The sequence below is a fragment of the Pseudomonas sp. PB106 genome, assembly GCF_009764645.1.
Taxonomy (GTDB): domain Bacteria; phylum Pseudomonadota; class Gammaproteobacteria; order Pseudomonadales; family Pseudomonadaceae; genus Aquipseudomonas.
In genome coordinates this window covers 90,854-115,914 of the sequence record NZ_RWIM01000052.1, presented here as the reverse complement: position 1 = coordinate 115,914, position 25,061 = coordinate 90,854, and the positions used below count along the sequence as shown (strand labels likewise).

Genomic DNA, 25,061 nt, shown 5'->3' with positions numbered 1-25,061 from the left:
CTGTAGGAGCTGCCGCAGGCTGCGATCTTTTGATCTGCCAATAAAAAAGGCCAACGCAATGCGTTGGCCTTTTTTGTTTGACGCAGACCGGGATCAGAAATCCAGGTTAGAAACCGCCAACGCATTGCTCTCGATGAAGTCACGGCGAGGTTCGACCGCATCACCCATGAGGGTGTTGAAGATCTGGTCTGCGCCAATGGCGTCTTCGATGGTGACTTTCAGCATGCGGCGCACGCTTGGGTCCATGGTGGTTTCCCACAGCTGATCCGGGTTCATTTCGCCCAGACCTTTGTATCGCTGAATGGTGTGGCGCTTGGTGCTTTCAGCCATCAACCAGTCCAGTGCTTCCTTGAACTCGGTGACCGCTTTCTTGCGCTCGCCACGCTGGATGTACGCGCCTTCGTCAAGCAGGGTGCTCAGTTGAGCGCCGAGGGTGACGACGGTTTTGTAGTCGTTGCTGCCGAAGAAGTCGCGGTTGAAAGTGACGTAGTTCGACAGGCCGTGGGAGATCAGTTCGACCTCTGGCAGCCAAACGCCACGCTCACGATCTTCACGCAGGCTGGCTTTGTAAACCAGACCGGACTTCTCATTGGTGCGCAGACGAGTTTCGTACTGGGCCAGCCACTCTTGCATCGCAGCGTGGTCGCCAAGTGTTTCCAGGCTCACGGCCGGCAGGTAGATGAAGTGCTCGGTCAGCTCCTGCGGGTACAGGCGCGACAGACGCTTGAGGGTCTTCATCACCATGCGGAAGTCGTTCACCAGACGCTCAAGCGCTTCACCGGAAATGCCCGGGGCTTCTTCGTTCAGGTGCAGGCTCGCATCTTCCAGGGCCGACTGCGTCATGTACTCTTCCATGGCGTCGTCGTCTTTGATGTATTGCTCTTGCTTGCCTTTCTTGACCTTGTACAACGGCGGCTGAGCGATATAGATGTAGCCGCGCTCGATCAGCTCCGGCAACTGACGGAAGAAGAAGGTCAGCAGCAGGGTACGGATGTGCGAACCGTCGACGTCAGCATCGGTCATGATGATGATGTTGTGATAGCGCAGCTTGTCGATGTTGTACTCGTCGCGACCGATGCCACAGCCCAGAGCAGTGATCAGGGTGCCCACTTCCTGGGACGAGATCATCTTGTCGAAACGGGCTTTCTCGACGTTGAGGATCTTGCCCTTCAGCGGCAGGATTGCCTGGGTCTTGCGGTTACGTCCCTGCTTGGCAGAGCCGCCCGCGGAGTCACCTTCCACGAGGTACAGTTCGGACAGCGCAGGATCTTTTTCCTGGCAGTCAGCGAGCTTGCCCGGCAAACCGGCGATATCCAGCGCGCCTTTGCGGCGGGTCATCTCACGAGCTTTGCGCGCCGCTTCACGGGCACGGGCAGCATCGATCATCTTGCCGACGACCAGCTTGGCTTCGTTCGGGTTCTCCAGGAGGAAGTCGGAGAAGTACTTGCCCATTTCCTGTTCGACCGCGGTCTTCACTTCGGAAGAGACCAGCTTGTCTTTGGTCTGCGAGCTGAACTTCGGATCCGGCACTTTCACCGAGATGATCGCGGTCAGGCCTTCACGGGCATCGTCACCGGTGGTGGCGACTTTATGCTTCTTCGCCAGACCTTCCTGCTCGATGTAGTTGTTCAGGTTACGCGTCAGTGCCGAACGGAAACCCACCAGGTGAGTACCACCGTCGCGCTGTGGAATGTTGTTGGTGAAGCACAACAGGTTCTCGTTGAAGCTGTCGTTCCACTGCAGGGCGATTTCCACGCCGATGCCGTCTTCACGCTGGATGTTGAAGTGGAACACCTGGTTGACCGCAGTCTTGTTGGTGTTCAGGTATTCAACGAACGCACGCAGGCCGCCTTCGTACTTGAACAGCTCTTCCTTGCCGCTGCGCTCATCCTTGAGGACGATACCGACACCGGAGTTGAGGAAGGACAGTTCACGAATGCGCTTGGCCAGGATGTCCCAGCTGAAGTGAATGTTTTTGAAGGTTTCGCTGGAAGCCTTGAAGTGGATCTGGGTGCCGGTGGTTTCGCTGTCGCCAACGATGGCCATCGGTGCCTGAGGTACGCCGTGGATGTAGGTCTGTTCCCAGATCTTGCCGCTGCGGCGAACGGTCAGTACCAGTTCTTCGGACAGTGCGTTCACTACCGACACACCTACACCGTGCAGACCACCGGATACTTTGTAGGAGTTGTCGTCGAACTTACCGCCAGCGTGGAGGACGGTCATGATGACCTCGGCGGCGGAAACGCCTTCCTCTTTGTGCACGTCTACCGGGATGCCACGGCCGTTGTCTTTAACGGTGATGGACTCATCCGGGTGGATGATGATGCTGATGTCGTCACAGTGGCCGGCGAGGGCTTCGTCGATCGAGTTGTCGACCACTTCGAACACCATGTGGTGCAGACCGCTGCCATCGTCGGTGTCACCAATGTACATACCGGGACGTTTGCGTACGGCATCCAGGCCTTTCAGCACTTTAATGCTCGTTGAGTCGTACGTATTTTCTTCGCTCAATGCCTTCACTCCCGATGGTCGTGGGTCTGGGTGATACGGCCCTGTTCCACGTGGAACAGAGCGACTGGCGTTTCCGTCTGCCAGCCTTCCCTCAATAATTCGTGGTCTACACAGGTGATGAACACCTGGCAGCGTAAGTCTTCCAGCAAGCGGCACAGCGCGCGACGGTGGCCCTCGTCCAGCTCGGACGGCAAATCATCCACCAGATAAATACACTGACCGCGTCGGGCCTGGCTGACCAGATGCCCTTGGGCAATCCGCAGCGCACAGACCACCAACTTCTGCTGACCCCGGGACAAAATGTCCGCGGCGTTGTGTGCGCCCAATCTAAGACGCAGATCAGCCCGTTGCGGTCCGGCCTGGGTATGACCCATTTGCTGGTCCCGTTGCACGGAACCGGCCAGTACGGCGCTCAATTCCCGGTCTTTGTCCCAGCCTCGGTAATAGCTGAGCGTCAAACCTTCGAGCTCAACCAGTTCGCTCAAGGTTTGTTCAAAGACTGGTTTCAAGGCTTTGATGTAAGCGCGGCGGTATTCATCGATTTCGGCGCTGGCCTGGCACAGTTCCCTGTCCCAAACCGCTTGCGAAACGGCGTCAAGTGTACCATGCCGCAGCCAGGAGTTTCTCTGGCGCAAGGCCTTCTGCAAACGCTGCCAGGTGGCCATGAAACGTGGCTCGACGTGGAACACGCCCCAGTCGAGAAACTGCCGGCGAATCTTCGGCGCGCCTTCGAGCAGGCGGAAGCTGTCGGGGTTGATCAACTGCAGCGGCAGGATCTCCGCCAGTTGCGCAGCGCTGCGGGCGTTCTGGCCGTCGATGCGGATCTGGAACTCACCCTGACGATCGCGCGAGATGCCCAATGCGCTGTGGCCACCCTCGGCCAATTCAACCTGACCGAATACGGTACAAGCGAGTTGTTCGTACTGGATGACCGGCAAAAGCCGCGTGCTACGAAACGAACGGGCAAGCCCCAGCAGATGAATGGCTTCCAGAACACTGGTTTTGCCGCTGCCGTTGGCGCCGTAAAGAATGTTGATGCGGGGGGAGGGGGAGAAGGTCACCGGGTGCAGATTGCGCACCGCGGTGACCGAAACGCGACTTAAGGACATCCAGGTTCAGCTGATTACAGACGCATCGGCATAACAACGTAAGCCGAATCGTCGTTGTCGGACTCTTGCACCAGCGCACTGCTGTTGGAGTCGGACAGGATCAGGCGAACCTGCTCGGTGGTCATCACGCCCAGCACGTCGAGCAGATAGCTCACGTTGAAACCGATTTCCAAAGAGCCGCCGTTGTATTCAACACCGACTTCTTCTTCCGCTTCTTCCTGCTCCGGGTTGTTGGCCTGGATCTTCAACTGACCGCTGGCCAGTTGCAGACGGATACCACGGTACTTCTCGTTGGACAGAATCGCGGTACGGCTGAACGCTTCACGCAGGGCCTGGCGATCACCGAGTACCAGCTTGTCGCCGCCCTTCGGCAGAACGCGCTCGTAATCCGGGAACTTGCCGTCGACCAGTTTCGAGGTGAAGGTGAATTCGCCGGTAGTGGCGCGGATGTGGTGCTGACCCAGCACGATGCTGACGTTACCGTCCGGCTCGGTGAGCAGACGCGCCAGCTCAAGGATACCTTTGCGCGGCACGATCACTTGATGGCGATCCGGCTGGCCGATATCGGCTTTCATCGAGCACATGGCCAGACGGTGACCGTCGGTGGCGACAGCGCGGATGATGCCTTCGGACACTTCCAGCAGCATGCCGTTGAGGTAGTAACGCACGTCCTGCTGAGCCATGGCGAAGCTGGTGCGTTCAATCAGACGACGCAGTTTGCTTTGCTCAAGGCTGCAGGTCAGCGAGCCCGGGCCTTCTTCAACGGTCGGGAAATCGTTGGCTGGCAGAGTCGACAGGGTGAAACGGCTGCGACCAGCCTTCACCACCAACTTCTGCTCGTCGACCTTGATGTCGATCAGCGCATCGTTAGGCAGGCTTTTGCAGATGTCCATCAGCTTGCGCGCAGGCACGGTGATGGAACCTGTTTCTGCCGGCTCTTCAAGTTGCACGCGACCGACCAGCTCGACCTCAAGGTCGGTACCGGTCAGCGACAGTTGCTGGCCTTCGACTACCAACAGCACGTTGGACAGTACCGGCAAGGTCTGTCGACGCTCGACGACGCCTGCGACCAGTTGCAGGGGTTTCAACAGGGCTTCGCGTTGAATGGTGAAATGCATGGTCTAGTCCCTTGCCTTAATAAGCTGCGCTGGTGTTCATCAAGTGGTCAGTGTACGCAGCAGGTTCTTGTAGTCCTCGCGGATGTCCGCGTCGGATTCCTTAAGTTCGTTGATCTTGCGGCAGGCGTGCAACACGGTAGTGTGATCGCGGCCGCCAAACACATCGCCGATTTCCGGCAGGCTGTGGTTGGTGAGTTCCTTGGACAACGCCATGGCTACCTGACGCGGACGTGCGACCGAGCGCGAACGGCGTTTGGACAGCAAGTCGGAAATCTTGATCTTGTAGTACTCGGCGACGGTGCGCTGAATGTTATCCACAGAGACCAGTTTGTCCTGCAGCGCCAACAAGTCTTTCAGGGATTCGCGAATCAGCTCGATGGTGATGTCGCGGCCCATGAAGTGCGAGTGGGCGATCACACGTTTCAGCGCGCCTTCCAGCTCACGGACGTTGGAGCGAATACGCTGGGCAATGAAGAACGCGGCGTCGTGCGGCAAGTCGACTTTGGCCTGGTCGGCCTTCTTCATCAAGATCGCCACGCGGGTTTCCAGTTCCGGCGGCTCGACGGCGACCGTCAGGCCCCAGCCGAAGCGGGATTTGAGGCGCTCTTCAAGGCCTTCGATTTCTTTCGGGTAGCGGTCACTGGTGAGAATGACCTGCTGACCACCTTCAAGCAGGGCGTTGAAGGTGTGGAAAAACTCTTCCTGCGAACGCTCTTTTCGAGCGAAAAACTGAATGTCATCGATCAACAACGCATCCACCGAACGGTAGAAACGCTTGAATTCGTTGATCGCATTCAGTTGCAGCGCCTTGACCATGTCGGCCACGAATCGCTCGGAATGCAGGTACACGACCTTGGCATTCGGATTCTTCTTTAATAGGTGGTTACCCACAGCGTGCATCAAGTGGGTCTTACCCAAGCCAACGCCACCATAAAGGAAGAGTGGGTTATAGCCGTGCTTGGGATTGTCCGCTACCTGCCAAGCCGCCGCGCGGGCGAGTTGGTTCGACTTACCTTCGACAAAATTCTCGAAAGTGAAAGTGCGGTTCAGGTAACTGGTGTGCTTGAGCGCACCTTCGACCTGCACGGTGCGCTGCTCGGCGCGAACCGGGGCCTGTTGGGAAGCAGCACCGGACATCGGATCGAAGCTGTCGCGAGACGGTTCATCGCTGACTTCCGGACTTTTCTGCGTCGAGCGCTTGGCTGTAGGTGCGAGCGTCTGCGCAGGAGCGGGCGTGTTCACCGGCGCAGCATGGGTCTGCGCCTGGGAAGCTTGCGCTGCCGCCAGCGGCGCATTGGGTGCGGCACGCGGTGCCGAGCTGCGTTTGCTGCCTATTAATAAGGAAAGCGCAGGCGCCAGGCCGTTGCCGTGCTCATCCAGCAGTTCGAGGACGCGTCCCAGGTACTTTTCGTTGACCCAGTCCAGCACAAAACGGTTCGGTGCGTAGACGCGCAACTCGTCGCCTTCGGCTTCGACCTGTAGTGGACGGATCCAGGTGTTGAATTGTTGGGCAGGCAGCTCTTCGCGCAAAAGCTCCACGCACTGCTGCCAAAGTTCCACTGACACGGATATCCCCTAAGTTGAAAGCCGGTGAGGCAAAAACAAGCGGCCATTGTAGCGGCGAGACGTCCACTTATCCACATGCAGGTTGCTCGGCGCGCATGATTTATCAATGCGTTAACCGCAGAAAAAGCGACCAACGGTGTGTGAATAAGCTCTGTGGATAACCGCCTCTAAGGGCACTGGACAACTGGGGGTTGAACTCGGTGGATAACCAGCCTGTGGATAACAACCTCTTTCACGCACAGGTTATCCGATAGCGCAGCACAGGCTGAACACCGTTTTCCCCTGTAGTTGTCATTCTCTGTACACCTCGTGGCATCTGGGGTGGGATCACTTATCCACAGACCATGGCGGGTCTAGCTTTTATAAGCTTTACAGAAAAGCTTTAAATAATTCCCTTCTTTATTTTTATGTATGGCAAGGACGTGATCAGGGCAAGAAGCCGTCGAGATCTATTTATAAGGAAACGTTGGTTGGAAATTGACCTGAAGGCTTGCTTTCTCTAGAATCCCCGGTCTCTTAAAACGGGGGCCATTCCGGCCCGTTGTGGACGAACCAGGTAACACGACAATGAAACGTACTTTCCAACCAAGCACTATCAAACGCGCTCGTACCCACGGTTTCCGTGCTCGCATGGCTACCAAGAACGGCCGCGCAGTCCTGTCGCGTCGTCGCGCCAAAGGTCGTGCGCGTCTGGCAGTTTGATAATCCGGTACTGGAGGTGAGTCAGGACTTCAGTCGGGAAAAGCGTCTGCTTACCCCCCGGCATTTCAAGGCAGTCTTTGACTCCCCTACCGGCAAGGTTCCGGGGAAAAATCTCCTGCTCCTTGCGCGCAACAACGATCTTGATCACCCCCGTCTCGGGCTGGTTATCGGGAAAAAGAGCGTAAAGCTCTCCGTTGAGCGCAATCGCCTCAAACGTTTGATGCGCGAATCATTCCGTCTGCACCAGGATTCACTGGTCGGCTGGGATATCGTTATCGTCGCGCGCAAAGGTCTGGGCGATGTAGAAAACCCCGAATTGATTCAGCATTTCGGCAAGCTCTGGAAGCGTCTGGCACGCAGCAAGCCAGTTCCAGAAGTCAAAACCGAAACTGTAGGGGTAGACAGTACCGATGCGTAAACTGGCCCTCGTTCCGATCCAGTTTTATCGCTATGCCATTAGTCCTTTGATGGCCAGCCACTGTCGTTTCTACCCCAGTTGTTCCTGCTACGCGTATGAAGCCATTGAAAATCATGGCCTTCTGCGCGGTGGCTGGCTGACCTTTCGTCGTTTAGGTCGCTGTCATCCGTGGAATCCCGGTGGTTATGACCCGGTTCCACCTATCCCTACCTCCCGTTCTTCTTCGATGGCCGAGTAATCATGGATATCAAACGCACGATCCTGATCGTCGCCCTGGCAATCGTGGCCTACGTTATGGTCCTTAAATGGAACCAGGACTACGGTCAAGCTGCCCTGCCGACTCAGAATGTTGCTTCCAGTACGACTACATCCGGTTTGCCGGACACCGCCACTGGCAATAATGCTGCCGCCAGTGACGATATTCCGCGCGCCGCTAGCGATACCAGCGCACCTGCCGAAACACCGGTAGCCGCCAGCAAGGATCTGATCCAGATCAAAACCGACGTGCTCGATCTCGCGATCGATCCACAAGGTGGCGATGTTGCTCAACTGACCTTGCCTCTGTATCCACGTCGTCAGGATCGTCCTGATGTTCCGTTCCAGCTGTTCGATAACGGCGGCGAACGTGTTTATCTGGCACAAAGCGGTCTGATCGGCACCAATGGCCCGGACGCAAATCCGGCCGGTCGCCCGGTCTACTCCTCGGAGAAGAAGACTTATCAACTGGCTGACGGTCAGGACCAACTGGTCGTAGACCTGAAGTTCAGCAAGGACGGCGTCAATTACATCAAGCGTTTCACCCTGAAACGCGGCCTGTATGACGTAGCCGTTTCCTACATTGTGGATAACCAGAGCGCTCAGCCCTGGAACGGCGCGATGTTTGCTCAGTTGAAACGCGACAACAGCGCTGATCCTTCGTCGACAACCGCTACTGGCACCGCGACTTACCTGGGCGCCGCCCTGTGGACAAGTTCGGAGCCGTACAAGAAAGTGTCCATGAAGGACATGGACAAGGCGCAGTTGAAAGAAACCGTCACCGGTGGTTGGGTAGCCTGGCTGCAACACTACTTCGTGACCGCGTGGATTCCTGCGAAGGGCGAAAACAACGTCGTTCAGACCCGCAAAGACAGCAAAGGCAACTACATCATCGGTTACACCGGTCCTACTTTGACCGCTGCACCGGGTGCGAAAGTTGAAACCAGCGCTGTGCTGTACGCCGGCCCGAAAAGCCAGGCTGTGCTGAAAGAGTTGTCCCCAGGTCTGGAACTGACCGTCGACTACGGCATTCTGTGGTTCATTGCCCAGCCAATCTTCTGGTTGCTGCAACACATCCACGCCATCGTCGGTAACTGGGGCTGGTCGATCATCTTCCTGACCATGCTGATCAAGGGGCTTTTCTTCCCTCTGTCGGCTGCCAGCTACAAATCGATGGCGCGCATGCGTGCTGTTGCGCCGAAACTGGCTGCTCTGAAAGAGCAACATGGCGATGACCGGCAGAAAATGTCGCAAGCCATGATGGAGCTGTACAAGAAAGAGAAGATCAATCCACTGGGTGGTTGCTTGCCAATCCTCGTGCAGATGCCGGTTTTCCTTTCGCTGTACTGGGTTCTGCTGGAAAGCGTGGAAATGCGCCAAGCGCCGTTCATGCTGTGGATCACTGACCTGTCGATCAAGGATCCGTTCTTCATTCTGCCGATCATCATGGGCGCAACCATGTTCATCCAGCAGCAGTTGAACCCGACTCCTCCGGATCCGATGCAGGCGAAGGTCATGAAAATGATGCCGATCATCTTCACCTTCTTCTTCCTCTGGTTCCCGGCTGGTCTGGTGCTGTACTGGGTTGTGAACAACTGCCTGTCCATCACCCAACAGTGGTACATCACGCGTAAGATCGAACGGGCTACCAAAGCAGCCGCTTGATTTACACTGTGGATAACCACTCAAAACGCCCCCTAGTGGGGCGTTTTGCTATCTGTCATTTTTGTCTGGATTCCGGTTAATGAGCGTACCTCGTGAAACCATCGCCGCTGTCGCCACCGCTCAAGGCCGTGGTGGTGTGGGCATCGTCCGTATTTCCGGGCCGTTGGCCAGCGTTGCGGCAAAAGCCATCAGCGGTCGCGAACTGAAACCGCGTTATGCCCATTACGGTCCATTTTTCAGTGACGACCAGCAAGTGCTGGACGAAGGTCTGGCGCTGTATTTCCCGGGGCCGAACTCGTTTACCGGCGAAGACGTGCTGGAACTGCAGGGCCACGGCGGCCCAATTGTTCTGGATATGTTGCTCAAACGTTGCCTGGAATTGGGTTGCCGTCTGGCGCGTCCGGGTGAATTCAGTGAACGAGCCTTCCTTAACGACAAACTCGACCTGGCTCAGGCTGAGGCTATTGCCGATTTGATCGAGGCGAGTTCTGCACAGGCTGCGCGCAATGCCCTGCGTTCTTTGCAAGGTGCGTTTTCCCAGCGTGTGCATAACTTGACTGAACAGTTAATCAGCCTGCGCATCTACGTCGAAGCCGCCATCGACTTCCCGGAAGAAGAAATCGACTTCCTCGCCGATGGCCATGTGTTGAGCATGCTCGATAAAGTCCGCGATGAATTATCCACAGTGCTGCGCGAAGCCGGGCAGGGCGCGTTGTTGCGCGATGGCATGACCGTAGTGATTGCCGGCCGTCCGAATGCTGGCAAGTCCAGCTTGTTGAATGCGTTGGCTGGACGTGAAGCGGCCATCGTTACTGAAATTGCCGGCACTACGCGGGATATCCTGCGCGAACATATCCACATCGACGGCATGCCGCTCCACGTTGTGGATACGGCGGGGCTGCGAGATACCGATGATCATGTGGAAAAGATCGGTGTTGAACGGGCATTGAAAGCCATCGGTGAAGCCGACCGAGTGTTGCTGGTCGTCGACGCAACCGCTCCGGAAGCGCTTGATCCCTTTGCGCTGTGGCCGGAGTTCCTCGAAACCCGTCCAGATCCGGCGAAAGTCACTTTGATCCGCAATAAGGCCGATCTGACCGGCGAAGCGATTGCCCTGGAAACCAGTGAGGACGGGCATGTGACAATCAGTTTGAGCGCCAAATCGGCCGGTGAAGGACTGGACTTGCTGCGTGACCATCTCAAGGCATGCATGGGGTATGAGCAAACATCGGAAAGCAGCTTCAGTGCACGTCGCCGTCATCTTGAGGCACTACGCCACGCCAGTGCGGCGCTGGAACACGGTCGCGCCCAACTGACATTGGCAGGCGCTGGCGAATTGCTTGCCGAAGATTTGCGTCAGGCCCAGCATTCTCTAGGGGAAATCACTGGAGCCTTCAGCTCTGATGATCTGCTGGGAAGAATCTTTTCCAGTTTCTGTATCGGAAAATAAAAAAGGGGCTGTGGACAATTTATCCACAGCCCCTTTTTCGTTTACCAGTTGTAAGAGACCGTACCGAGCAGGGTGCGGTCTTCACCCCAGTAGCAGCGGCCGGCATCGTTGCATCCAGACACATATTCCTTGTCGAACAGGTTCTTCGCGTTCAAGTCGACGCTCCAATGCGTGTCGATCTGATAACCGATCGCCGCATCCACCAACGTGACGTCGCCGGCATCAAGCTTGCCGTAGAGAGACGGCGAGGTGTAAGCGAACGCACTGTCGAAGTAACGCACACCGCCACCCACGTACAGACCTTTCAAGTCGCCATCGAGAAAGCGGTATTTCGCCCAGACCGAAGCCTGATTACGCGGCACGCCGGTCATTTGATGGCCTTTGACCAATGACGTCGCGGCATCCTTGGTGATTCGCGCATCGGTGTAGGTGTAGGCCGCCGTGACATTGAGGTTCTGGGTCAGATTGCTGTTGAGTTCCAGTTCCAAGCCTTTGGAACGGCTTTCGCCCACTTGGCGGTAGCTCGACGTGGTGGCGTCGAAGTAGGTGTCGTCTTTTTTGCGCAGGTCATACACCGATGCAGTAAATGCGGTGTCCCAGCCAATCGGTTCGTACTTCAGGCCCACTTCATATTGGCTGCTGGTGATGGGGTCAAGTGGCGCGCCGGCGTTGGAAATCTGCTGTACCGGCACGAACGAAGTGGAATAGCTGACATACGGCGTCATGCCATTGTCGAACTGGTACATCACCCCACCCTGATAAGTGAACTTCTTATCCTCGGAACTGATGTCGCTCGACTGGGCCACCTTGTCGCGGAAATCGCTGTCGACCCAGTCCTGACGGCCGCCGAGCAAGAACAGCCAGTGGTCATACTTGCTCTGGATCTGTGCATAAACCCCTTTCATCTGTTGCTCGAGCAAGGTGTTTTGCACAGCGATCGGGGTGGTCGGATCGCGCAGATAAACCGGGTTATACACATCGATCGGCCCGACGATGCCGGCGTTCCAGTCCTGGTTGAACGAAGTACGGTCGTAGCTGGCGCCGAACAACACGGTGTTCTCCAGACCACCGACCTGGAATTTTCCTTCCAGTTGGTTATCCAGTGAGTACACCATTGATTTGTTGAATCGATCGTACGCGGTCATGTTCAGGCGCGTGCCGAATCCGGCGTTATTGAGGTTTCCCGGCCAGGTTTCGTGACGTGTAATGCGCGACTGCATATAGCGCGAGTTCTGCCGGAACTGCCAGTCATCGTTGAATGCATGGCTGAACTCGTAACCGGTGCTCCAGGTTTCCCGTTCGAAAGTGTTCCAGTCCGGATCGCCGAGCATGGTGCCTTTGGATAATTTGCCGTTCGGGTTTGTCAGCAAAGTCCCCGCGGCCGGCAGGCCAAGTTCCATGTTGGTGTGATCCTTCTGGTAGTTGGCCAGCAGGGTCAGGGTGTTGAAATCGTCAAAATTCAGGGTCAGGGATGGTGCGATGTAGATCCGGTCGTCCGGGACGTGATCGGTCTGGGTGTCAGATTTGCGTCCAAGCATCACCACTCGCCCAAGGACATTGCCGCTGTCATTGAGTGGTCCAGACACATCCACGCCGATCTGCCGGCGATTGTTCGAGCCATAACCCAATTGCACTTCACCTTGCGGTGCGGCAGTCGGGCGTTTGCTCACCAGATTGACCAGGCCGCCCGGCGCGTTTTCTCCATAAAGCAGCGAAGACGGGCCGCGGAAAATCTCTACCCGCTCAAGTCCGTACGGCTCGGTGCTGGTGTCATAGCGGTTGCCCTGTACGCGTAGTCCATCGCGCAATAGACCGTAGCCGTAATCGGTGGCGTTGAAACCGCGAATATAGAAGAGGTCTCCGGCCAGGCTGTCGCCGGCGGCAAATGGTGGCGCGAAGATCCCCGGCACGTAGCCGAGTACCTCGGTGAGTGTCTGAGATTTCTGATCTTTCATGCGCTGGGCGGTGACGACTGACACGGAACGCGGCGTTTCCGACAACGGTGTACTGGTTTTCGTACCGATTCGGCTGTTCTGCGCCTTGTACCCTACGTCAGCTGCATAATCGAGGTTCATCGGATTAGCCAACTGCCCGTTGATGTTGGTCGGAGCCAACTCGAGCGAATCGCTGTTGGGCAGCGACTGCAGAATGTAGCTGCCCGGCGCCTGCGGCACGGCTTGCAGACCCGAGCCTTGCAGCAGCTGAGCGAATCCCTGATCGACAGTGAAATTGCCGTTGAGCCCGGTGCTTCGCAAGCGGCCGGTCTGTTGCGGCGAGAACGACAGAATCACATTCGCGGCGGAGGCGAACTGGCTCAGCGCATTGTCCAGCGGACCGGCAGCAATGGTGTAACGCTGGGCTGTTGTCGCAGCGAAGGCGCTTTGGCTCAGTACCAGGCAGGAAGCCGCACTGGTCATCAGTAAGCTATAGGCAATGCAGTGGTGGGAAAAACGCTGACGAAACGTGGGAAGACGCATGTGTGGATAAGCCCTGAAGGTGGCAAAGAGCCGCGTTTATCGCGATTACCTTTAGGGCCGGGTCAGGGCAAAAAAAGATAACCCTGTCTTCGATTTATTTTTCCCCAGGTGTTTTTCGCTCACACGTTATGACTGATCGATACCCAGTACCGGCTGAAGTATCGGACGCTGATCGGCAACGAGGCCTGAAGATTGGCCAGCACTGCGTCAGTGGCGTCGAGGCGGAAAGTGCCGGAGACGCGCAGATCCCGGGCGCGGCTATCGCAATGCAGGATGCCCCGACGATAACGCCCCAACTCTTCGAGCACATCGCCCAAGCGGGCATCAAGGACGATCAACTGGCCGTTGATCCACGCCACTTCCGAGGATTTGAAGGGATGAATGAGCCCGATATGCCGACTATCGAAGTCAGCACCTTCACCTGCTTTCAGAATGATTGCGCCTGTGGATAGATCTCCCGGTTGCACACTGACCTGATGTTCCAACACACCCACGCGGGTAGAACCGGCCAACTGATGAACGGAGAAACGTGTACCCAACGCTTGAATCCGGCCGTCACGGGTTTCAACAAAAAATGGCCGCTGATCGCCGAGCTTGCCGGTTTGAATGAGGATCTCTCCCATGCGCAGGCGAATCAGCCGCTGCGCCGCATCGAAAGACACATCAATCGCGGTGTCTGTGTTGAGCTGAATCCGACTGCCGTCAGCCAGGGCAATGCTGCGCCGCTGACCGACGCCGGTTTTATAGTCGGCCCAGACGTTCCCCAGGGAGGTGTGTTGCTGAACATTCCAGCCTACAAAACCTGTTCCCGCCGCGAGCAACAACAACTTCAACACCTGGCGCCGATGCTGACCGTTATTCAGTGCGCGCCGTTTCAGATCTTGCGGCAAGGTGCCGAGGTGGCGCTGCAGTTGTTCCATCTGATTCCATGCGGCCAGATGCGCCGGATCGCTGTCTATCCACAACTGCCAAGCCTTCTGTTCGGCGAGTGTCGGCGGATCGGCCTGAAACTGCACATACCAGCTGGCGGCAGCTTCGAACACCTGACGGTGAGGAGCGATAGCCATCAACGTTGCGCCATGATCAGGGCACATTCCGTCAGGGCACGGATCATGTGCTTCTTCACCGTGGTCAGGGAAACCTTCAACTGCACGGCAATCTGTTGATACGTCAGGCCATCAATCTGCGAAAGCATAAAGATCTGCTGAGTGCGAGCGCCAAGACCGGCCAAGGCTTTATCCACAGCGACCAGCGTTTCGATGATCAGCGCCTTGTCTTCCTCGCTGATGGCGGTGGCTTCCGGTCGAGCGGCCAAAGTCTGCAGATAGGCAACTTCGATGGCCTGTCTTCGATAACGATCAATGACCAGGCCGCGTGCAATGGTTGCCAGATAATCACGCGGTTCGCGGATCTGCGCGGCGTTGCGTGCCGCCAGTATTCGCACAAACGTGTCATGCGCCACATCGGCCGCATCGCAGGCGTCATGCAATTTTCCCTTGAGCCACCCGTATAGCCACGAATGGTGTTGCTCGTAGATTTGCTCGATCGCAGCAGTGTGGGCGGGTAGCGGCATGAGAGAGAAACTGGCGAGTTAATGATAATGGCTATTATTAGCCTCTGTTACGTTCTCTCACAATAGCCCTTTCACTTCCCTCTATCGGCGTCCCCGTCGTCAGCGATCCCTCGCTGGTACTTTTTTCCACGCCCCGAAATGCAATTTGATCAGTTTTCTGTGGATTAAGCCCTGTGAATAACTGCCACTGAGGGCAGTTGATAACAGGGCGTCAAAACTGGATATAAACCCCTCTGTGGATAACACCCCCTTTAATCCACAGGCTTAAACTGGTTATCCAAGGCGCTCATTGCCACATGAACACAGGGTTTTGAATCTCTGTACATATTGAATATAAAGGCCTGTATCGATCTATCCACAGAAACAATGCTCAGTAAGAATAAACATAAAAACAAAGGTTTTATAAATTTCTCTCTTTTTTATTCTTTTAACCTCGAGTTCTCCACAGCTGGTTAAATTTTGTGCAAAGGGTTCTTTAGGAAGGGCGAAGTCCCTATACTTGTCGACCAGGTCCAGAAACCTGATCTCAAACTATTCCTGAATTACCTACTTAAGCAGGCACGAGGTGCGTGGTGGATTTCCCTTCCCGTTTTGAAGTGATCGTCATCGGCGGCGGTCATGCCGGTACCGAGGCAGCACTGGCCTCAGCACGTATGGGGGCAAAAACCCTGTTGCTGACGCATAACGTGGAAACCCTCGGTGCCATGAGTTGCAACCCGGCGATCGGTGGCATTGGCAAAAGCCACTTGGTCAAAGAAATCGATGCCCTCGGCGGCGCGATGGCCATCGCTACCGATTTGGGCGGCATCCAGTTTCGCGTGTTGAACAGCCGTAAAGGCCCAGCCGTACGGGCGACCCGTGCACAAGCTGACCGGATTCTGTACAAAGCCGCTGTCCGCGAAATTCTCGAAAACCAGCCGAACCTGTGGATATTTCAACAAGCCGCTGACGACCTGATCGTCGAGCAGGAACAAGTCCGGGGCGTGGTTACGCAAATGGGTCTGCGTTTCTTCGCCGATTCCGTGGTGTTGACCACCGGTACGTTCCTCGGTGGACTTATCCACATCGGTTTGCAGAATTTTTCCGGCGGTCGTGCCGGCGACCCACCATCGATTGCACTGGCGCACCGTCTGCGTGAACTGCCATTGCGTGTCGGTCGGCTGAAAACCGGCACGCCGCCGCGTATCGATGGCAAGTCTGTGGATTTCTCGGTGATGACCGAGCAACCCGGCGATACGCCGATCCCGGTGATGTCGTTCATGGGCAACAAAGAACAACATCCGCGCCAGGTCAGTTGCTGGATTACTCACACGAACGCCCGCACCCACGAAATCATTGCCGCGAACCTCGATCGTTCGCCGATGTATTCCGCTGCCGGTGAAATCGAAGGCATCGGCCCGCGCTATTGCCCGTCGATCGAAGACAAGATCCACCGCTTTGCCGACAAGGAAAGCCATCAGGTGTTTATCGAACCGGAAGGTTTGACCACCCATGAGCTTTACCCGAACGGGATATCCACAAGCTTGCCGTTCGACGTGCAATTGCAGATCGTGCAATCGATCCGAGGCATGGAAAACGCGCACATCGTGCGTCCGGGTTATGCGATCGAGTACGACTACTTCGATCCACGCGATCTGAAGTACAGCCTCGAAACCAAGGTCATTGGCGGTCTGTTCTTCGCCGGGCAGATCAACGGCACCACCGGTTACGAAGAAGCCGGCGCTCAAGGTTTGCTCGCTGGGGCCAACGCCGCACTGCGCGCCAAGGGCAAAGAAGCCTGGTGCCCGCGTCGTGATGAAGCGTACATCGGCGTGTTGGTCGACGACCTGATCACCCTCGGCACTCAAGAGCCGTACCGCATGTTCACGTCACGCGCCGAGTACCGCCTGATTCTGCGCGAAGACAACGCCGACCTGCGTCTGACCGAAAAAGGTCGCGAACTCGGTTTGGTCGATGACGCGCGTTGGGCGGCGTTCTGCAAGAAGCGCGAAAGCATCGAACTTGAAGAACAGCGCCTGAAAAGCACTTGGGTTCGCCCGAACACGCAGCAGGGCGATGCGATTGCCGAGAAATTCGGCACGCCGCTGACTCACGAATACAACCTGCTCAACCTCTTGAGTCGTCCGGAAATCGACTACGCTGGTCTGGTCGAAGTGACCGGTAACGGCGCCGAAGACCCACAGGTTGCCGAGCAGGTTGAAATCAAGACCAAATACGCCGGTTACATCGACCGTCAACAGGACGAAATCGCCCGTCTGCGCGCCAGTGAAGACACGAAATTGCCTGTGGATATCGATTACACCAACATTTCCGGTCTCTCCAAGGAGATCCAGAGCAAGCTCGGCGCGACTCGACCAGAGACGCTCGGCCAGGCTTCGCGGATCCCGGGCGTGACCCCGGCAGCGATTTCGCTGTTGATGATTCACTTGAAAAAACGCGGCGCGGGCCGTCAGTTGGAGCAAAGCGCTTGAGTTCTAAGGTCACTTCGCAACACGCCGAAGAGTTATCCACAGGAGCCCGCGAGCTCGGTGTCAATCTCACTGAAACCCAGCACGAACTGCTACTGGGTTATCTGGCCCTGTTGATCAAATGGAACCAGGCCTACAACCTGACTGCCGTGCGCGATCCGGACGAAATGGTTTCGCGGCATTTGCTCGATAGTCTGAGCGTGATGTCGTTCATCGAAAACGGTCGCTGGCTCGACGTCGGCAGCGGCGGCGGCATGCCGGGGATCCCGTTGGCGATCCTGTACCCGGATTCGCAAGTCACCTGTCTGGACAGCAACGGCAAGAAAACCCGCTTCCTGACTCAGGTCAAACTCGAACTAAAGCTGGATAACCTGCAAGTTATCCACAGTCGGGTCGAAGCCTTCCAGCCCGCTGAACCGTTCAACGGGATCATTTCCCGAGCGTTCAGCAGCATGGAAAACTTCACCAATTGGACTCGCCACCTCGGCGACGCCGATACACGCTGGCTGGCAATGAAGGGCGTTCATCCGGCCGATGAGCTGGTAGCATTGCCGGCAGACTTCAAACTCGATAGCGAACACGCCCTGGCCGTACCCGGTTGCCAAGGCCAACGCCATCTGCTGATACTGCGCCGCACGGCATGATTGGGAACACAAGCAAGAATGGCTAAGGTATTCGCGATAGCGAACCAAAAGGGTGGTGTGGGCAAGACCACCACCTGCATCAACCTCGCAGCATCCCTGGTCGCGACCAAGCGCCGGGTGCTGTTGATCGATCTCGATCCACAGGGCAACGCCACCATGGGTAGCGGTGTGGATAAACACGGTCTGGAAAATTCGGTCTACGACCTGCTGATCGGCGAATGCGATCTGGCCCAGGCCATGCACTATTCCGAGCACGGCGGTTATCAGCTGCTGCCGGCCAACCGCGATCTGACCGCGGCCGAAGTGGTGCTGCTGGAAATGCAGATGAAGGAAAGTCGTCTGCGCAGCGCGCTGGCGCCGATCCGCGAAAACTACGATTACATTCTGATCGACTGCCCGCCGTCGCTGTCGATGCTCACGCTGAACGCACTGGTCGCCGCTGACGGGGTGATTATCCCCATGCAGTGCGAGTACTTTGCGCTCGAAGGTTTGAGCGACCTTGTGGATAACATCAAGCGCATCGCTGAACTGCTGAACCCGAACCTGAAAGTCGAAGGTCTGTTGCGGACCATGTACGACCCGCGCCTGAGCCTGATGAACGATGTTTCGGCGCAGCTCAAGGAACACTTCGGCGAGCAGCTCTACGACACCGTGATCCCGCGCAATATCCGCCTGGCCGAAGCGCCGAGTTACGGCATGCCGGCGCTGGCCTACGACAAGCAATCGCGCGGCGCCCTGGCTTATCTGGCCCTGGCCGGCGAGATGGTTCGCCGTCAGCGCAAAAATTCACGCATCGCCGCCGCTCAGGCAACTTAAGGAATCCCCATGGCCGTCAAGAAACGAGGTCTCGGACGTGGACTGGATGCACTCCTGAGTGGTCCGACCGTCAGCGCGCTGGAAGAACAAGCCGCGCAAGCTGATACCCGTGAATTGCAACACTTGCCGCTGGACCTGCTGCAGCGCGGTAAATACCAGCCGCGCCGGGACATGGATCCGCAGGCGCTGGAAGAACTGGCGGCGTCGATCAAGGCTCAAGGCGTGATGCAGCCAATCGTGGTGCGTCCGATTGGCGGTGGTCGTTTTGAAATCATCGCCGGTGAACGCCGCTGGCGCGCGAGCCAGCAAGCCGGGCAGGAAACCATCCCGGCGATGGTCCGTGATGTACCGGATGAAACCGCGATCGCCATTGCGCTGATCGAGAACATCCAGCGCGAAGACCTCAACCCGATCGAAGAAGCGGTGGCCCTGCAGCGTTTGCAGCAGGAATTCCAGTTGACGCAGCAACAGGTCGCCGAGGCTGTGGGCAAGTCCCGCGTCACAGTGGCCAACCTGTTGCGTCTGATTGCGCTGCCGGAAGTCATAAAGACCATGCTGTCCCACGGCGACCTGGAAATGGGTCATGCCCGTGCTTTGCTCGGGCTGCCGGACAATCAGCAGGTGGAAGGGGCGCGACATGTTGTCGCACGCGGCCTCACCGTGCGCCAAACTGAGGCACTGGTTCGCCAGTGGTTGAGTGGCAAACCGGAGCCTGTGGAAGCCACCAAACCCGACCCGGATATCGCCCGCCTTGAACAGCGTCTGGCCGAGCGCCTAGGCTCTGCGGTGCAGATTCGCCACGGCAAGAAGGGAAAGGGTCAGTTGGTGATCGGTTACAACTCCCTCGATGAGCTTCAAGGTGTGCTCGCACACATCCGCTGAAACATTTCCTCATGTAGCGCGCAGTCGGAAATCACTACCTGACAGTTGAATAGGGGCAGAACCGCCCCTATACTCTGCGCGCATTTTGTCGGCACAAATTATGCCAAGTTATTGAATTCTGGCAGCCGACCATTGGAGAGCAATAGTGATGGAAACCCGCAAGCCAAACCGCCTGCCGTTCCATCGCCTGGCGGTTTTTCCGGTGTTGATGGCTCAATTTGTCATTTTGCTCATTGCCGCTTTGGCGCTCTGGCAATGGCACGGAGTCGTTGCCGGATACTCGGGACTTTGCGGAGGCCTGATAGCCTTGCTGCCCAATGTTTATTTCGCTCACAAGGCATTTCGGTTTTCCGGCGCCCGAGCAGCCCAGTCCATCGTCCGGTCATTTTATGCCGGCGAGGCAGGCAAACTGATTTTGACAGCAGTGCTTTTTGCGCTGGTGTTTGCAGGTGTGAAGCCACTGGCGCCGATAGCTGTATTCGGCGTGTTCGTGCTGACTCAGTCGGTCAGCTGGTTCGCTCCCCTGCTGATGAGAACAAGACTTTCGAGACCTTAGGGCGTTTGAGGCAACCATGGCAGAAACAACCGCTTCGGGCTATATCCAGCACCACTTGCAGAACCTGACCTTCGGTCAGCTACCTAACGGCGGCTGGGGCTTTGCCCATACCGCAGCAGAAGCCAAAGAAATGGGCTTCTGGGCTTTCCACGTCGATACTCTCGGCTGGTCGGTCGCGTTGGGTCTGATCTTCGTTTTTCTTTTCCGCATGGCGGCAAAGAAAGCGACTTCGGGTCAGCCGGGTGCTTTGCAGAACTTCGTTGAAGTATTGGTCGAATTCGTCGATGGCAGCGTGAAAGACAGCTTCCATGGCCGTAGCCCGGTGATCGCACCGCTGGCACTGACCATCTTCGTCTGGGTGTTTCTGATGAACGCCGTCGACCTGATTCCGGTCGACTGGATTCCTCAGCTGGCCATCCTGATCACCGGCGACCACCACATCCCGTTCCGTGCCGTGTCGACTACCGACCCGAACGCGACCCTGGGCATGGCGTTGTCGGTTTTCGCACTGATCATTTTCTACAGCATCAAGGTCAAGGGCATCGGCGGCTTCATCGGCGAACTGACCCTGCACCCGTTCGGCAGCAAGAACATCTTTGTTCAGGCCCTGCTGATTCCGGTGAACTTCCTGCTGGAATTCGTGACCCTGATCGCTAAACCGATCTCTCTGGCTCTGCGTCTGTTCGGCAACATGTATGCCGGCGAGCTGGTGTTCATTCTGATCGCTGTGATGTTCGGCAGCGGCCTGCTCTGGCTGAGCGGCCTGGGCGTTGTTCTGCAGTGGGCTTGGGCTGTGTTCCACATCCTGATCATCACCCTGCAGGCGTTCATCTTCATGATGCTGACCATCGTCTACCTGTCGATGGCGCACGAAGAAAACCATTAAGACCAGTCTCGACTAGTCTGATGTCCTTCCCGGTCAAACGGGAAGGGGCTCTTCACAGGGCACCTGAAACGATTTGTTTTACCGCTTTAATCTAAAAAACCTAAACCATACGACGTAAAAGTCGGGAGGAAAGATGGAAACTGTAGTTGGTCTAACCGCTATCGCTGTTGCACTGTTGATCGGCCTGGGCGCACTGGGTACCGCAATTGGTTTCGGCCTGCTGGGCGGCAAGTTCCTGGAAGGCGCAGCGCGTCAGCCAGAAATGGTTCCAATGCTGCAAGTTAAAATGTTCATCGTTGCCGGTCTGCTCGACGCCGTAACCATGATCGGTGTTGGTATCGCTCTGTTCTTCACCTTTGCGAACCCGTTCGTTGGTCAGATCGCTGGCTAATTACTCGGACTTTCCGAGTAATTTGATGTGATGGACAACGTAACTGCGAGGTGTTGGCGTGAACATTAATGCGACCCTGATTGGCCAGTCCGTTGCGTTCCTGATTTTTGTACTGTTCTGCATGAAGTATGTATGGCCTCCGGTCATCGCTGCTCTGCACGAACGTCAAAAGAAGATCGCTGATGGTCTGGACGCTGCCAGCCGTGCAGCTCGCGACCTGGAGTTGGCCCAAGAAAAAGCGGGTCAGCAACTGCGCGAAGCGAAAGCTCAGGCAGCTGAAATCATCGAGCAAGCCAAGAAACGCGGTAACCAGATTGTCGAAGAGGCCGTTGAAAAGGCCCGTGTCGACGCTGACCGTGTGAAGGTTCAGGCTCAAGCCGAGATCGAACAGGAACTGAACAGTGTCAAAGACAAGCTGCGCGCCCAAGTGGGTTTGCTGGCTGTCGGCGGCGCCGAGAAGATCCTGGGTGCCACAATCGATCAAAACGCGCACGCAGAGCTGGTTAACCAACTGGCTGCTGAAATCTAAGCGAGGGCGATCATGGCAGAACTGACCACGTTGGCCCGACCTTACGCTAAGGCGGCCTTCGAGCACGCTCAGGCCCACCAGCAACTGGCCAATTGGTCAGCCATGCTCGGCCTGGCTGCAGCGGTGTCACAAGATGACACCATGCAGCGCGTGCTCAAGGCCCCGCGACTGACGAGCGCAGAAAAGGCCGCCACGTTTATTGACGTGTGCGGCGACAAGTTTGATGCCAAGGCACAGAACTTCATCAATGTCGTTGCCGAAAACGACCGTCTCCCGCTTCTGCCGGAGATTGCCGCTCTTTTCGACCTGTACAAGGCCGAACAAGAGAAGTCGGTAGACGTTGAAGTGACCAGTGCTTTTGCATTGAACCAAGAACAGCAAGACAAACTCGCCAAGGTTCTCAGTGCACGACTCAACCGGGAAGTGCGCCTGCAAGTTGCGGAGGATGCTGCCCTTATAGGTGGTGTCGTTATCCGCGCCGGCGACCTGGTTATCGATGGCTCGATTCGCGGAAAAATCGCGAAACTTGCCGAAGCATTGAAATCTTGAGTTTGAAGGGGCAGCAGAGCAATGCAGCAACTCAATCCTTCCGAAATAAGTGAAATTATCAAGGGCCGCATCGACAAGCTCGATGTGACCTCCCAAGCCCGTAACGAAGGCACTGTCGTCAGCGTATCTGACGGCATCGTGCGGATTCACGGTCTGGCCGACGTAATGTACGGCGAGATGATCGAGTTTCCGGGCGGCGTCTACGGTATGGCCCTCAACCTGGAGCAAGACTCCGTAGGTGCCGTTGTATTGGGCGCTTACCAGTCTCTGGCTGAAGGCATGAGCGCCAAGTGCACCGGCCGCATCCTCGAAGTTCCGGTTGGTAAGGAACTGCTGGGTCGCGTAGTCGACGCACTGGGTAACCCTGTTGACGGCAAAGGTCCACTGGGCAACACCGAGACCGACGCGGTCGAGAAAGTTGCTCCGGGCGTGATCTGGCGTAAGTCGGTAGACCAGCCTGTACAGACTGGCTACAAGGCGGTCGATGCCATGATTCCTGTCGGCCGTGGCCAGCGTGAGCTGATCATCGGTGACCGTCAGATCGGTAAAACCGCTCTGGCGATCGACGCGATCATCAACCAGAAAGACAGCGGCATTTTCTGCGTCTACGTAGCCATCGGTCAGAAACAATCGACCATCGCTAACGTGGTTCGCAAGCTGGAAGAAAACGGCGCCCTGGCCAACACGATCATCGTGGCTGCCAGTGCTTCGGAATCTCCTGCGCTGCAATTCCTGGCACCGTACTCCGGTTGCACCATGGGTGAATTCTTCCGCGACCGCGGTGAAGACGCGCTGATCGTTTATGACGATCTGTCCAAGCAAGCAGTGGCTTACCGCCAGATTTCCCTGCTGCTGCGCCGTCCACCAGGCCGTGAAGCTTACCCAGGCGACGTGTTCTATCTCCACTCCCGTCTGCTGGAGCGCGCATCCCGCGTTTCGGAAGAATACGTAGAGAAGTTCACCAACGGCGCAGTGACCGGCAAAACCGGTTCCCTGACCGCACTGCCGATCATCGAAACCCAGGCTGGCGACGTTTCCGCGTTCGTTCCGACCAACGTGATTTCCATCACCGACGGTCAGATCTTCCTGGAATCGGCCATGTTCAACTCGGGCATCCGCCCTGCAGTGAACGCCGGTGTTTCGGTATCCCGTGTGGGTGGTGCCGCTCAGACCAAGATCATCAAGAAGCTGTCCGGTGGTATCCGTACCGCTCTGGCTCAGTACCGTGAACTGGCGGCATTCGCCCAGTTCGCTTCTGACCTGGACGAAGCGACCCGTAAGCAACTTGAGCATGGTCAGCGCGTTACCGAGCTGATGAAGCAGAAGCAATACGCACCAATGTCGATCGCTGACATGGCGCTGTCGCTGTATGCCGCTGAGCGTGGGTTCCTGACTGACATTGAAATCGCCAAGATCGGCAGCTTCGAACAAGCGCTGATTGCTTTCTTCAACCGCGATCACGCCGATTTGATGGCCAAGATCAACGTTAAAGGTGACTTCAATGACGAAATCGACGCTGGCATGAAAGCCGGTATCGAGAAGTTCAAGGCCACCCAAACCTGGTAAGCCGCAGCGGGAGCCGCGAGGCTCCCGCTTGCTAACCTGATAGGTGTTACATGGCAGGCGCAAAAGAGATTCGCAGTAAGATTGCGAGCATCAAAAGCACGCAAAAGATTACCAGCGCCATGGAAAAAGTGGCGGTCAGCAAAATGCGCAAGGCACAAATGCGCATGGCTGCTAGCCGTCCTTATGCGGAGCGTATCCGCCAGGTTATTGGGCATCTGGCCAACGCCAACCCGGAATACCGCCACCCGTTCATGATCGAGCGCGCTATCAAGCGTGTGGGTTATGTCGTGGTGAGCAGTGACCGTGGTCTGTGCGGCGGCTTGAATACCAACCTGTTCAAGGCCCTGGTCAAGGACATGGCGGTAAACCGCGAAAACGGCGTCGAGATTGATCTGTGTGTCGTTGGTAGCAAGGGTGCGGCCTTTTTCCGTAACTTCGGCGGTAACGTCGTTGCAGCTATCAGCCACCTGGGTGAAGAGCCGTCGATCAATGATCTGATCGGCAGCGTCAAGGTGATGCTGGATGCCTACCTGGACGGCCGTATTGACCGCCTGTCCGTGGTGTCCAACAAGTTCATCAACACCATGACGCAACAGCCTACCGTGGAGCAGTTGATTCCACTGGTGGCCACCCCGGATCAGGATCTCAAGCACCACTGGGACTATCTCTACGAACCGGATGCCAAAGAGCTGCTTGACGGCTTGATGGTCCGCTACGTTGAGTCGCAGGTCTACCAGGCGGTGGTCGAGAACAACGCGGCTGAACAAGCTGCGCGGATGATCGCGATGAAGAACGCTACCGACAACGCCGGTGATTTGATCAGCGATTTGCAGCTGATCTACAACAAGGCGCGTCAGGCTGCGATCACCCAAGAGATCTCGGAAATCGTCGGCGGCGCTGCCGCGGTTTAACGGTTCAAATATTCAGAGG

The 25,061-nt window shown here is 56.7% G+C and carries 23 protein-coding genes; 16 read left to right on the top strand and 7 right to left on the bottom strand.

Features of this window, described 5'->3' with window-relative positions:
* Positions 1-93: 93 nt before the first annotated feature.
* Genes gyrB through dnaA form a run of 4 tightly spaced genes read right to left on the bottom strand, consistent with a single transcriptional unit; the run spans position 94 to position 6,304 of the window.
* Positions 94-2,511 carry a DNA topoisomerase (ATP-hydrolyzing) subunit B gene (gene gyrB / locus EJA71_RS07195; protein ID WP_158955494.1) on the bottom strand — a complete coding sequence of 806 codons (2,418 nt, stop codon included), beginning with the start codon at positions 2,509-2,511 and terminating at the stop codon, positions 94-96.
* A gap of 5 nt (positions 2,512-2,516) precedes the next feature.
* Positions 2,517-3,620, bottom strand: a complete 1,104-nt coding sequence (gene recF / locus EJA71_RS07190; RefSeq protein ID WP_038359568.1) for a DNA replication/repair protein RecF — start codon at positions 3,618-3,620, stop codon at positions 2,517-2,519.
* Positions 3,621-3,634: 14 nt separating this feature from the next.
* Entirely contained in the window at positions 3,635-4,738 is a 1,104-nt protein-coding gene (gene dnaN, locus EJA71_RS07185) for a DNA polymerase III subunit beta (protein WP_007911887.1), read from the bottom strand.
* Positions 4,739-4,777: 39 nt separating this feature from the next.
* Positions 4,778-6,304: a chromosomal replication initiator protein DnaA gene (gene dnaA, locus EJA71_RS07180; RefSeq protein ID WP_158955492.1), complete on the bottom strand. Its 1,527-nt coding sequence runs from the start codon at positions 6,302-6,304 to the stop codon at positions 4,778-4,780.
* A gap of 567 nt (positions 6,305-6,871) precedes the next feature.
* Here dnaA and rpmH point away from each other — a divergent pair.
* The 5 genes from rpmH (at position 6,872) to mnmE (ending at position 10,794) form a co-directional block, all read left to right on the top strand.
* Complete coding sequence (gene rpmH / locus EJA71_RS07175) at positions 6,872-7,006, top strand: 50S ribosomal protein L34 (RefSeq protein WP_003213577.1); 135 nt, start codon at positions 6,872-6,874, stop codon at positions 7,004-7,006.
* A gap of 16 nt (positions 7,007-7,022) precedes the next feature.
* Complete coding sequence (gene rnpA, locus EJA71_RS07170; protein ID WP_016984072.1) at positions 7,023-7,424, top strand: ribonuclease P protein component; 402 nt, start codon at positions 7,023-7,025, stop codon at positions 7,422-7,424.
* Positions 7,417-7,662: a membrane protein insertion efficiency factor YidD gene (gene yidD / locus EJA71_RS07165; RefSeq protein ID WP_010465488.1), complete on the top strand. Its 246-nt coding sequence runs from the start codon at positions 7,417-7,419 to the stop codon at positions 7,660-7,662. Before rnpA ends, yidD begins: the two co-directional genes overlap by 8 nt.
* Before the next feature lie 2 nt (positions 7,663-7,664).
* Entirely contained in the window at positions 7,665-9,344 is a 1,680-nt protein-coding gene (gene yidC, locus EJA71_RS07160; protein ID WP_034152190.1) for a membrane protein insertase YidC, read from the top strand.
* 79 nt (positions 9,345-9,423) lie between these two features.
* Positions 9,424-10,794, top strand: a complete 1,371-nt coding sequence (mnmE, locus tag EJA71_RS07155; protein WP_158955491.1) for a tRNA uridine-5-carboxymethylaminomethyl(34) synthesis GTPase MnmE — start codon at positions 9,424-9,426, stop codon at positions 10,792-10,794.
* A gap of 41 nt (positions 10,795-10,835) precedes the next feature.
* Here mnmE and EJA71_RS07150 read toward each other — a convergent pair whose 3' ends face one another.
* The 3 genes from EJA71_RS07150 to EJA71_RS07140 form a co-directional block, all read right to left on the bottom strand.
* Positions 10,836-13,271, bottom strand: coding sequence for a TonB-dependent siderophore receptor (locus EJA71_RS07150; RefSeq protein ID WP_158955489.1), 2,436 nt, complete (start codon positions 13,269-13,271; stop codon positions 10,836-10,838).
* Positions 13,272-13,390: 119 nt separating this feature from the next.
* On the bottom strand, positions 13,391-14,338 hold the full coding sequence (locus EJA71_RS07145; RefSeq protein WP_158955487.1) for a FecR domain-containing protein: 948 nt from the start codon (positions 14,336-14,338) through the stop codon (positions 13,391-13,393).
* Positions 14,338-14,844, bottom strand: a complete 507-nt coding sequence (locus EJA71_RS07140; protein WP_158955485.1) for a sigma-70 family RNA polymerase sigma factor — start codon at positions 14,842-14,844, stop codon at positions 14,338-14,340. Before EJA71_RS07140 ends, EJA71_RS07145 begins: the two co-directional genes overlap by 1 nt.
* 572 nt (positions 14,845-15,416) lie before the next feature.
* Here EJA71_RS07140 and mnmG point away from each other — a divergent pair.
* From mnmG to atpG, 11 genes are all read left to right on the top strand, one after another.
* A complete protein-coding gene (gene mnmG / locus EJA71_RS07135; RefSeq protein WP_025112250.1) occupies positions 15,417-17,315 on the top strand; it encodes a tRNA uridine-5-carboxymethylaminomethyl(34) synthesis enzyme MnmG in 1,899 nt (632 codons plus the stop codon).
* Positions 17,312-17,956: a 16S rRNA (guanine(527)-N(7))-methyltransferase RsmG gene (rsmG, locus tag EJA71_RS07130; protein WP_158830523.1), complete on the top strand. Its 645-nt coding sequence runs from the start codon at positions 17,312-17,314 to the stop codon at positions 17,954-17,956. Before mnmG ends, rsmG begins: the two co-directional genes overlap by 4 nt.
* Positions 17,957-17,974: 18 nt before the next feature.
* The gene (locus EJA71_RS07125) at positions 17,975-18,772 is read left to right on the top strand and encodes a ParA family protein (protein WP_007911909.1); all 798 of its coding nucleotides are present in this window, start codon (positions 17,975-17,977) and stop codon (positions 18,770-18,772) included.
* Between the two features lie 9 nt (positions 18,773-18,781).
* Positions 18,782-19,654, top strand: coding sequence for a ParB/RepB/Spo0J family partition protein (locus tag EJA71_RS07120; RefSeq protein WP_034152184.1), 873 nt, complete (start codon positions 18,782-18,784; stop codon positions 19,652-19,654).
* A 148-nt stretch (positions 19,655-19,802) separates the two neighbouring features.
* Positions 19,803-20,210 (top strand): F0F1 ATP synthase subunit I, encoded by a 408-nt coding sequence (locus EJA71_RS07115; RefSeq protein ID WP_008084411.1) that lies wholly within the window; start codon positions 19,803-19,805, stop codon positions 20,208-20,210.
* 16 nt (positions 20,211-20,226) lie between these two features.
* Positions 20,227-21,096: a F0F1 ATP synthase subunit A gene (atpB, locus tag EJA71_RS07110; protein WP_008084413.1), complete on the top strand. Its 870-nt coding sequence runs from the start codon at positions 20,227-20,229 to the stop codon at positions 21,094-21,096.
* Between the two features lie 133 nt (positions 21,097-21,229).
* Positions 21,230-21,487 (top strand): F0F1 ATP synthase subunit C, encoded by a 258-nt coding sequence (atpE, locus tag EJA71_RS07105; protein WP_003097235.1) that lies wholly within the window; start codon positions 21,230-21,232, stop codon positions 21,485-21,487.
* A 58-nt stretch (positions 21,488-21,545) separates the two neighbouring features.
* Positions 21,546-22,016, top strand: coding sequence for a F0F1 ATP synthase subunit B (locus tag EJA71_RS07100; RefSeq protein WP_003229781.1), 471 nt, complete (start codon positions 21,546-21,548; stop codon positions 22,014-22,016).
* A 12-nt stretch (positions 22,017-22,028) separates the two neighbouring features.
* On the top strand, positions 22,029-22,565 hold the full coding sequence (locus EJA71_RS07095) for a F0F1 ATP synthase subunit delta (protein WP_007911956.1): 537 nt from the start codon (positions 22,029-22,031) through the stop codon (positions 22,563-22,565).
* A gap of 21 nt (positions 22,566-22,586) precedes the next feature.
* On the top strand, positions 22,587-24,131 hold the full coding sequence (atpA, locus tag EJA71_RS07090; RefSeq protein ID WP_016984064.1) for a F0F1 ATP synthase subunit alpha: 1,545 nt from the start codon (positions 22,587-22,589) through the stop codon (positions 24,129-24,131).
* 50 nt (positions 24,132-24,181) lie between these two features.
* The gene (gene atpG, locus EJA71_RS07085; RefSeq protein WP_122593026.1) at positions 24,182-25,042 is read left to right on the top strand and encodes a F0F1 ATP synthase subunit gamma; all 861 of its coding nucleotides are present in this window, start codon (positions 24,182-24,184) and stop codon (positions 25,040-25,042) included.
* The last annotated feature ends 19 nt before the right edge of the window (positions 25,043-25,061 follow it).

Bases quoted from the DNA above. Each gene is read 5' to 3' on its own strand.
- recF (WP_038359568.1), bottom strand. From the start codon at position 3,620: ATGTCCTTAAGTCGCGTTTCGGTCACCGCGGTGCGCAATCTGCACCCG.
- dnaN (WP_007911887.1), bottom strand. From the start codon at position 4,738: ATGCATTTCACCATTCAACGCGAAGCCCTGTTGAAACCCCTGCAACTG.
- rpmH (WP_003213577.1), top strand. From the start codon at position 6,872: ATGAAACGTACTTTCCAACCAAGCACTATCAAACGCGCTCGTACCCAC.
- yidD (WP_010465488.1), top strand. From the start codon at position 7,417: ATGCGTAAACTGGCCCTCGTTCCGATCCAGTTTTATCGCTATGCCATT.
- yidC (WP_034152190.1), top strand. From the start codon at position 7,665: ATGGATATCAAACGCACGATCCTGATCGTCGCCCTGGCAATCGTGGCC.
- mnmE (WP_158955491.1), top strand. From the start codon at position 9,424: ATGAGCGTACCTCGTGAAACCATCGCCGCTGTCGCCACCGCTCAAGGC.
- EJA71_RS07150 (WP_158955489.1), bottom strand. From the start codon at position 13,271: ATGCGTCTTCCCACGTTTCGTCAGCGTTTTTCCCACCACTGCATTGCC.
- EJA71_RS07145 (WP_158955487.1), bottom strand. From the start codon at position 14,338: ATGGCTATCGCTCCTCACCGTCAGGTGTTCGAAGCTGCCGCCAGCTGG.
- EJA71_RS07140 (WP_158955485.1), bottom strand. From the start codon at position 14,844: ATGCCGCTACCCGCCCACACTGCTGCGATCGAGCAAATCTACGAGCAA.
- EJA71_RS07125 (WP_007911909.1), top strand. From the start codon at position 17,975: ATGGCTAAGGTATTCGCGATAGCGAACCAAAAGGGTGGTGTGGGCAAG.
- EJA71_RS07120 (WP_034152184.1), top strand. From the start codon at position 18,782: ATGGCCGTCAAGAAACGAGGTCTCGGACGTGGACTGGATGCACTCCTG.
- EJA71_RS07115 (WP_008084411.1), top strand. From the start codon at position 19,803: ATGGAAACCCGCAAGCCAAACCGCCTGCCGTTCCATCGCCTGGCGGTT.
- atpB (WP_008084413.1), top strand. From the start codon at position 20,227: ATGGCAGAAACAACCGCTTCGGGCTATATCCAGCACCACTTGCAGAAC.
- atpE (WP_003097235.1), top strand. From the start codon at position 21,230: ATGGAAACTGTAGTTGGTCTAACCGCTATCGCTGTTGCACTGTTGATC.
- EJA71_RS07095 (WP_007911956.1), top strand. From the start codon at position 22,029: ATGGCAGAACTGACCACGTTGGCCCGACCTTACGCTAAGGCGGCCTTC.
- atpA (WP_016984064.1), top strand. From the start codon at position 22,587: ATGCAGCAACTCAATCCTTCCGAAATAAGTGAAATTATCAAGGGCCGC.
- atpG (WP_122593026.1), top strand. From the start codon at position 24,182: ATGGCAGGCGCAAAAGAGATTCGCAGTAAGATTGCGAGCATCAAAAGC.